The sequence below is a fragment of the Cryobacterium sp. TMT4-31 genome, from assembly GCF_004403385.1.
In the GTDB taxonomy this organism is placed as follows: Bacteria; Actinomycetota; Actinomycetes; order Actinomycetales; family Microbacteriaceae; genus Cryobacterium; species Cryobacterium zongtaii.
The window spans coordinates 22,331-31,198 of sequence record NZ_SOGI01000072.1 but is presented as its reverse complement, the minus strand read 5'-3'; the positions used below and the strand labels follow the sequence as shown (position 1 = coordinate 31,198).

Below are 8,868 nucleotides of genomic sequence, written 5' to 3'. Positions count from 1 at the left end.
TGCCAGCATGGCTCCACGAATACAATCACCACAGGCACCACACCGCCATCGGAGGCAAGCCACCGATCACGCGGTTAACTAACCTGCCTGGGCAGTACACCTAGCTGTAACAATGCCCGCCAACAGTTTCGCGCTGCACCTCCGCTGCGGCTGGCACTGATCGTGAAGCCTCCTGTTACGGGGTGTCTTCGAAGTGGCGGAGACGCGCGCCACGTTTCACCATCTGCTTGTCCAGTCCGTCTCCGACGACGTGCCACGCTCATCCAAGATCTGTGTGCGGCCCGTCCCGCCTACACCGCAAGGCTGGCATCGCGAATCCAGAGGCGTCGAAGCGACTGCAGATCAGAGAACTAGAGGAAACAATCTCTGTTGTCGAGCAAACGCGAATCAGGTCTGCCCGACGGCACGTCCCAAGTGCACCGCAGCATCGAAGCGCGCGGGATCTGCGCACCCGCGCGGTCCGGGCAGACATCCAAGCTTTGCGCGATATGGCAGTCGTCCTGGTAGTCATGAACCACTTCTGGCCGACTCGAGTCACCGGCGGCTATGTGGGCGTCGACGTATTTCTCGCGATCTCCGATACCTCATAAACTGCCCATCTGCGAAGGGAGTTGAAGGGTCTGGCACGCGGAGTTACTCGGCACTGTACTGCGCGACCGGATCAGCTAGTACCGGTGGATCCCGCCGAGCTGGAGCCGGCTGACGACTGCGCACTCAGGACGCCTGGCAGAAGCTGAGCCGCGAGCCAAAGGCATCGAAGTCCCTAAGTTCGCCCGGGACGGTGAACAGCGATACTCCGCCGACAGATGAGGACTTCGGCCACTATCTCCGTGCAGTTGCGGGGAAAGCGACGGCCGGGTTGAACCGGATTCCGGCCAGCAGGCGACCGTACATCCGGCGCTGCAGCTTGCCGGCGACCCGGCCCCGCCGCATCATCAGGGCCACCCGGGCGCACAAATACAGGTAGGCGAAGAGACTCTGGTGGTGCAGCCTGAACGACGCCTCGTTGCGGATGCCGTAGGCGAATTTCCACGCATTGGCGTCATCGATCAAGCCGAAGTTGACGCCCCTGTTGTCGCCCATGTCGTGCACGACAACGCTGTCGAGGACCTGCACACCCGGGCAGGCTCGGGTGATGCGCAGGGTGTACTCGTGGTCGTCGAACCAGATGAAGTACTCGGAGTACGGCAGGCCGTGCTTCTCGATCACCCAACGGGGAATGAGCACCGACACGAAGGAACAGCTCTTCACCGTCACCGAACGCTGACCCTTGGACACGAGCCTGGCCCAGTCCCAGGTGGGCTCCGGATTGTTCATCTCGCAGATGGCGCCGTCGATGTAGTTGACCAACGAGCAGGAGAACGGCACCTCGGGGCCGAGCTCGGCGACGGCGGCGACGAAGCCGTCACGCAGCTTCTCGAGGGCGTCGGGCTGCGGGTAGCAGTCGTCGTCCATGATCCAGACGAAATCGGCGCCGAGCTGATAGCCGCGTTCCATGCCCGCCGAGAATCCACCTGCCCCGCCGGTGTTCGTGGGCAGGGACATCACCTCGAGCGGGATGCTGGTCGTCAGCTGACCGAGGTACTCCGCGGTGCCGTCGGTCGACGCATTGTCCACGATGATGAGGCGGGTGGGCGCGAAGGTCTGGGCTTCGATGGAGGCGATCACCGTCTTGAGCTTCGCGAGCCTGTTGAAGGTGACGACGACGGCGCTTACTTTATCCATAACTCGAACAGCTTTCCGGCCCAATCGTGGGCGCTTTCATACTCGGTGAATTCCTGGGCCAGGGCGACTTCTCGACGCCAAACGTCGACGCGGTATACCTCGGACTCGGCCATCCGGACGACAATCGCGCTCGCCTCTGCCAGGAAACGACCTGGGTCGCGGGCGACGAGGGCATCCGGCACGATGACGGTGCGCTGGGAGCCGACGTCGGTCGAGATTACGGGGACCCCGGCGGCAAGCGCCTCGAGGGTCGTCAAGGTGAGTCCTTCGTTCTGGGAACTCAGGACCAGGCAGTCGACCCGCGCGAGCGTGTTGCTCACAGGCGCTCCCTCGGCGACCCACTCGACGATGCCGGACAGTCCGTGGCTGTCGATGTCGCGGCGAAGGAAGTGCTCGAGTTCCCCACCGCCCTGGATGACCACGCGCACGGAGAGCCCGTCGATGGCGTGTAGCTCCCTGACTAGCTTCGTGAACAGGTAGGGGCGTTTCTGAGCCGCAAATCGGCCGATGAAGCCCAGGGTGAAGACGGACTCGTCGGCGCGCGGGCGCGCGGCGACAGCGACACTTCCGGTCGTGGTTAGCCCGATGAGGGGGGCAAGGGCGATCTTGTCCGGGGGGATGCCCTGCACCCGAACCAGCCAATCCTCCAGCTGCGGGGAGATCACGTGGTGCACGTCGATGAATTCGTCCAAGGCAGCGCCGATGGCGGGGTACCCGCCGCCGTTGTATTCGAGAATGTGGTGGGTAGAGGCCACCTGGATGCCGGGCAGCCGATTGCGCAGCCACGGCAACCGGTCGTAAACCCACCGGCTGTGATGCACGAACACGCCCCGGATATCGAAGTTCATGGCGAGCGCCTCGAGCACCGGCTCCGAATGCTCGGGCTGTTCGATGGGGTGGGTCAGGGCAAGGACGATGGCACCGCCCAGTTCCGCGCGTGTTATCCACGGATGCGCTGACGGCACGTCAGTGATGACGATCGGGCGCAGACCCTTTGCCGTGGCGAGTGCGATGGACTCCATAGCCCAGCGCTCAGCACCGCCCAACTCGAGCCAGTGCACACCAAAAATGACGGCGCTTTCCCCGCCTGCCGCAGGTTCGCCCGCGGGTATGCCGGTCACGTCTACGAGCCGGCGATCCACGACCACCGAATTGAGCGAAGATTCCCGGCCCCGCAGCAGCCATTGGCGTATCCGGTCGTACTCAAACGGGTAGCGGCGTTCCACGCCACCGCGCAGCCTCCAGTAGAGGCTGGCCCGCCCGTTGGCCGATGGGGCACCTGGTTCGCGCTCGGCGTCGAGAACGATGTTGCGCACCCCGGTTTCAGGATCGGTCAGCCAGCCCTTGCGGTGGTGGGTGTAGTGCGGGTGCGGTGAACCCGAGACCGAACTCCGGGCGGTGAACTCCCCCACCTTCGTGGCCCCGGTGGTGACTTTGGTGTGGCGAGTACCCGCATCCGTCAGGTGGGCCATCCCACCCGCGCCGGCGATGTGCACAACAATCCGTAGGGCTAGGCCCGGATTGTCTAGTGCGTGGAAGTTCACGGCGGAGACCAATAACGCTTGCTGGCGCGCGCTGAGTGCTGCACTCAGCCGTTCGGCGGTCTCCGGCGAGAGGTCCGCGGTGAACAGGGCAGGCCTGCCGAGGACGTTCGAGAGGATGTCAGACATGGTGAAAAGATACTTTCGCTTCTCGTGGCTCGAGGAAACGACGTGTGCGCTCTGGCACCGTCGCGTCCCGCAGCCAGGCCGCTCCAGGCACGGGTGCCTGGATGCCGGCCCGTTTGATGGGCACGTCGTCAACGGCGCGTTCGGGAGTGTGGTGAAGCAAGGGTCGTCGCCCATTACAGTGGGGCGGCATCTTGGAGCAGGTCCGCGGTGCGGAACCGGGAGGTCCCGTGGCGGCGAGGATCAGGAAGGTCATGCTTGTCCTTGCCAGTGTAGCCGGGTCAGTTCGTGGCGCCCGAGGCGAAAAGCGGACGGAGCTTGTTCTCGAAGGTGGACAATGCGGCGCCGATCGCCATGTGCATGTCGAGGTACTGGTAGGTGCCCAGCCGGCCGCCGAAGATCACGTTGGGCTGCTCGGCGATGCGCTCCCGGTAGCGCAGCAGGCGTTCCCGGTCTGCAGCGGTGTTGACCGGGTAGTAAGGCTCGTCGGCTTCCTCGGCGAAACGCGAGAACTCCCGCATGATCACGGTCTTGTCGTTCGGGTAGTCCCGCTCTGGGTGGAAGTGCTTGAACTCGTGGATGCGGGTGTACGCGACGTCGGTGTCTGCGTAGTTCATCACCGGGGTGCCCTGGTAGTCACCGGTCTGGATGACTTCTTCCTCGAAGTCCAGGGTGCGCCAGGACAGCGGACCCTCCGAGTAGTCGAAGTACCTGTCGACGGGACCCGTGTAGACGACGGGGACCGTGCCCACGGCGTCGCGGATGTTGATTTCCTGGTCGAGGTCGAAGAAGTCAGTCGACAGCCGCACTTCGATGTTGGGGTGATCGGCCATGCGTTCGATCCAGGCCGTGTACCCGTCGACGGGCAGTCCCTCATAGGTGTCGCTGAAGTACCGGTTGTCGTAGTTGTACCGCACGGGCAGGCGGCTGATGACCTCCGCGGGCAGCTCCCGCGGATCGGTCTGCCACTGCTTGGCGGTGTAGTCCCTGATGAACGCCTCGTAGAGGGGACGGCCGATCAGTGCGACGGCCTTGTCCTCGAGATTGCTCACCGTGGCGAGTTCGCCCTCTGCGGCCTGCTCGCTGATCAGCGCGCGGGCCTCGGTGGGCGAATAGGCGCTGTGGAAGAACTGGTTGATGGTGCCGAGGTTGATCGGCAGCGGGAACACCTCGCCCTTGTGCGTGGTGTACACCCGGTGCCGGTAGTCAGTGAAGGAGGTGAACCTGTTGACGTAGTCCCAGACCACCTTGTTCGAGGTGTGGAAGAGGTGGGCGCCGTAGCGGTGCACCTCGATTCCGGTTTCGGGTTCGACCGAGCTGTATGCGTTGCCACCGATGTGGTCGCGCTTGTCGATGACGACAACCCGCAGTCCCAATTCGTTGGCACAGCGCTCTGCCACGGTGAGGCCGAAGAATCCGGCACCGACAACCACAAGGTCAACGTTCATAACACCCATCCTCACTTACGCGCGGCCAGTTCGACCAAACTTCGATCCTACTGGGGCGTGTCTGTGTGCTTGCTCACGGCCATTCGGCGATACACGGCTCGTCGGATGACGACCGGAACGAAGCGATACCCGCCGCGCACGATCACGTTGCGGAGGAACTGGCCGGGCGTGACGAACCCGTCCGCCAGCAGTCGGCGCTGCAGGGCCAGCTCGCTGCGGAACAGGGACAGGCCACCTCGCCGGTTGTATGCACCGGAGTCGACCCTGTACATGACCAGCGGTTCGGGCAGGTTGCGCACGGTGGCGCCGGCCATGATCATTCGCGCGAACAACCAGTAGTCCTCCATCAGCGGAAGATGGCGGTAGCCGCCTGAGGCCTCGACCGCCGACTTGCGATACACCACGGTGGGGTGGTTGAACGGGTCGCGGAATCTGGCCTGACGGCTGATTTCGGCCTGCCCGACCGGCGGAACCCGGCGGCCGAGGATCTTGTCGAGCTCGTTGAATTCGAGCATGCCCGTTCCGACCAGGTCGCAGCCCGCTTCGATGGCGGGCAGCTGCCGGGCGAATCGTTCCGGCAGCGAGATGTCGTCGGCATCCATTCGGGCGACCACGTCGAACCGGCAGGCGGCCAGCCCGCGGGTCAGCGCGACGGCCAGACCCACGTTGACGTCCAGGTCGACCCGGCGAACCTCCACCGGGGAAGCGTCGATGGCCGTGCTGATGGCCTCGGCCAGTGCCGGGCTGATCGGGCCGTCCCGTACCAGAACCACCTCGGTCGGGCGACGGGTCTGGTCGGTGACGGCGCTGGAGAACGCCCGGGTGAAGTACTCGGGTCGGTCCCCCAGGTAGACGGGCAGCAGCAGGGAGAAGGGCAGTCCGGGGCTCGTCACGACGAGGCCCTGGCCGGACCGGCCTCCGCCGCCTGGACGGACTCGCTCACCCGGCCGAACCCGGCCAGCACCTGGGCGTTCGTGGCCGGTCGGGTGGTGAGGCCTTCACGCAGGCCCTCCCGGAGGCCGTGCCGGAGCGTGGCCCGGTCTGCGGAATGCACGAAAGTACTGATCCAACTGCGGGCCGTCGCTCCGGCGTAGAGCACCCGCTCGAAGGGGGACAGTGCCGGCGAGAGGCGCAGCAGCCACAACTTGTTGCGCACCTCCAGCCGGAACCGGGGCCCGGGGTCGATGTTCGTCGAGCCGAAGACCTTGGTCTTGTGCACCACGATGCTGCGTCGGCTGAGGTATCCCGTCGACCCGCGCAGGATCCGGGCGGTGTACTCGAAGTCATCGTTCCAGAGGAAGTACCCGGCTACCGGCAGACCGTGCTCGGCGACCGCGCGCGCGTCGATCATGACCGACACGAACGACGCCGACCGAACCGGGTAGCAGTCGAACTCGCGGGCGCGCTCCAGGGATCGGCGCGCGGCGAACGGCCGTGCCCGTGGCATGTTCATCGGGTGTTCCCTGCCGTCGGTCCAGTGCACTGTCGACGCGAGGATCCTGGTGGACGCCGGAGCGTGCGCGCGCGCCGTCAGGAGCTCCGCGAGTGCGGTCTCGGTGGGCACGGTGTCATCGTCCATCAACCAGACCAGGTCCGCGCCGAGCGGCCCGACGGCCTCGGCCAGGCCGGCGGTGAAGCCGCCGGCCCCGCCGGTGTTCCGGTCGAGCACCACCAGGGTCACCTCGGGGTGCGCCGAGCGGACGGCCTCTGCCGTGCCGTCGGTGGAGGCGTTGTCGATCACCAGGACCTCATCGGGCCGGCGGGTTTGACCGGCCAGGGCGGCCAGGCTTTCCAGGAGCAGGTCGCGACGGTTGAAGGCCACGACCACGACCACGACCCTCACAGCAGGTAGGGCGGTCATCGGTTCGCTTCTTTCAGTGGGTCGCGGAGCTCGCCGATCCAGCCTGTCCGCGGTCGGCGGGCGGTAGGACGGGGACGGATGAGGAACCTCATCAGTCCCCATCCCAGCAGCAGGATCACGAGCAAGATGCCGGAAGCAACCTGCATCGGCCAGCCCGGTGCACGGAACGCAACAGTGACGACCTCGCCGGCGGAGTCTGCAGGGATGTCGATCCCCATCATGAAGTCGTTCACCAGCTCGGTCGAAAGCGTGCCACCGTCGACGACGTAGCCCGGCCAGGCGATTCTGCTCAGCGCGACCTCGCCGCCGTCCGGGCCGACCTCGTCGACACGGAAGCTGACGCCCATGTCGTCTTCGTTGAGCACGGTCACCTGGGTACCTTCCGAGTGCCACACGACGCTTCCCGCGCCCGCGACCGGTTCGTCCCGCACGATCAGCCTCGTGAGCTCGGTATCGGCGGCCACATGCCAGCCCTCAGGGGTGACAGACCATAATTCTTCTTCGACGGTGCTCTTAACGATCAGCACCGAGCTGACCCCGAGGTCGTCGGCGAGGTCCTGGCCGGTGTCAGTGTTTGAGTTGAACAGCTTAGGCAGGAGGTCGGCACAGGTGACGCCCTGATACTGCATGCACAGGGCATCACCATAGCCCGGGTAGAACACTGACGTGTAGGCGTTCTGCACGGGTGCGTCGGGGATATACCAGAGGTTGGCGACGGTCGTTTCCGGCCAGTCCGCGGAGTTGATCTGGGAGTTGAGCGGCCCGCCGACGACCAGTACGTCGCCCTCGGCCTCGGTCAGCAACGCGCGGTAGTCCTCGACAAGATGCGGGACCTGGTAGTCCAGTAGCGGCGCGGCGGGGTGCACCACGTGCTGGGGGTAAATGAAACCGACCGTGACGGCGATGGCGAGTCCGGGAACGATCCAGCCCTGCGCCTTTCGGCCCCGATCTCGCCAGCGGGCCGGCACAGCGGGCAGCCCCGTGGGCGAGCCAATTCGGTAGATAATCCACAACACGGCGACCACCCCGATGACGGCGGCCATGATGACCTTCGCATGCTGCGGCCCCTGGTAGACCGTGAGGACGCCGGCGAACACGGTGTAGCCGGCAGCCGCGAGGAAACGCCGCCGCGAGATGGTCTCGACCCTGGCGAGAGACATGCCGATCGCCAGGATGAGGAGCAGCGCGACTGTGAAGTACGGCATCATGCGCACCGGGATCCGGAGCGGGCCGACGTCGCTGGGCAACAATACGCCCAGCAGCGCCACGCCGAGCAACATGACCACACTGAGCCGGGTGGCCAGCAGAGGCATCAACCGGCGCCACGCGATGAACGCGAACAGCGGGAGCATCCAGCTCGTGTAGACCAGCGGAGCCGATGGGAAGTAAGCGCCGTACATGCCGACTTGCGGGATCCCGACCGCGGTCGCGGAGGCGACGAGACCGCTCAAGTCGACCGTAAGCAGGCCGGTGTTGACGATGTCCTGCCTGCGGCCGGATGTGGATGCCGTCAACAGGCCGGGCAGGTGCACAACGATGGCGAAGAATCCGGCACCGAACGCGATCAGGAATGCGCGGATGAACGAGGCCCGATGGCGGGCCACGAAGGCCTCGATGATGGTGGCGAGCAGGGCTATGGCGAGGAAGATCGTCGCGTGCACGTAGCCGATTCCGACGGTGCCGATGCACGCGAGGATCGCCAGGGTCGGTGATTTCGCCCAGAACACCGCCCGGCGGGTCAGGCCGAAGGCCAACGCCCACATACTCCACGCGAGCAGCCCGTTGACCCAGGTTGTGGCGTCCAGGTAAAACGTCACACCGGCAAAAGGAACGGCGGCGGCCACCGCGGCCGACCAGGCCCTGGTGACCTGGAAAGTGCGGGCGAGCAGGTATGTACCTAGGGAGCCTGCCACGAGGCAGATCACTTTCACAACCGTGGAGAAGACCAGGGCGTTACCCGCCCAGTGCGACCAGAGACCCACTAGCCACAGGACAGGGCTGAAGATACCCCAGGCCCCCTCGGCTAGGTAGTTACCTGACTGCCAGACCAGGGGGTTGATCAGCGACCAATTACCCTCCAAAATGCGGGTACCGATCTCGTACCACTGGCCGAATGCGCCCGCCTGAGTGTCATCGACGAAGTAGTATCCACGGTTCACGAGGAGAG

Annotated in this window: 6 protein-coding genes and 1 pseudogene; 1 reads left to right on the top strand and 6 read right to left on the bottom strand. The window is 65.3% G+C overall.

Annotation, left to right across the window (positions count from 1 at the left end):
* Positions 1–104 (top strand): annotated as a pseudogene (locus tag E3T19_RS17565) (IS481 family transposase); the annotation flags it as partial.
* 718 nt (positions 105–822) lie between these two features.
* Here E3T19_RS17565 and E3T19_RS17555 read toward each other — a convergent pair.
* The 6 genes from E3T19_RS17555 to E3T19_RS17530 all read right to left on the bottom strand — a co-directional run bounded on the left by E3T19_RS17555 (position 823) and on the right by E3T19_RS17530 (position 8,860).
* A complete protein-coding gene (locus tag E3T19_RS17555; protein WP_134409463.1) occupies positions 823–1,725 on the bottom strand; it encodes a glycosyltransferase family 2 protein in 903 nt (300 codons plus the stop codon).
* Positions 1,713–3,569: a glycosyltransferase gene (locus E3T19_RS17550; RefSeq protein WP_103461182.1), complete on the bottom strand. Its 1,857-nt coding sequence runs from the start codon at positions 3,567–3,569 to the stop codon at positions 1,713–1,715. Before E3T19_RS17550 ends, E3T19_RS17555 begins: the two co-directional genes overlap by 13 nt.
* Before the next feature lie 104 nt (positions 3,570–3,673).
* Positions 3,674–4,840 (bottom strand): UDP-galactopyranose mutase, encoded by a 1,167-nt coding sequence (gene glf, locus E3T19_RS17545; protein ID WP_103461183.1) that lies wholly within the window; start codon positions 4,838–4,840, stop codon positions 3,674–3,676.
* 47 nt (positions 4,841–4,887) lie between these two features.
* A complete protein-coding gene (locus tag E3T19_RS17540) occupies positions 4,888–5,733 on the bottom strand; it encodes a glycosyltransferase (protein ID WP_088455277.1) in 846 nt (281 codons plus the stop codon).
* Positions 5,730–6,701, bottom strand: a complete 972-nt coding sequence (locus tag E3T19_RS17535; RefSeq protein WP_134409462.1) for a glycosyltransferase — start codon at positions 6,699–6,701, stop codon at positions 5,730–5,732. The genes E3T19_RS17540 and E3T19_RS17535 overlap by 4 nt, the downstream gene beginning before the upstream one ends.
* Positions 6,698–8,860: a hypothetical protein gene (locus E3T19_RS17530; RefSeq protein ID WP_134409461.1), complete on the bottom strand. Its 2,163-nt coding sequence runs from the start codon at positions 8,858–8,860 to the stop codon at positions 6,698–6,700. Before E3T19_RS17530 ends, E3T19_RS17535 begins: the two co-directional genes overlap by 4 nt.
* Between the last annotated feature and the right edge of the window lie 8 nt (positions 8,861–8,868).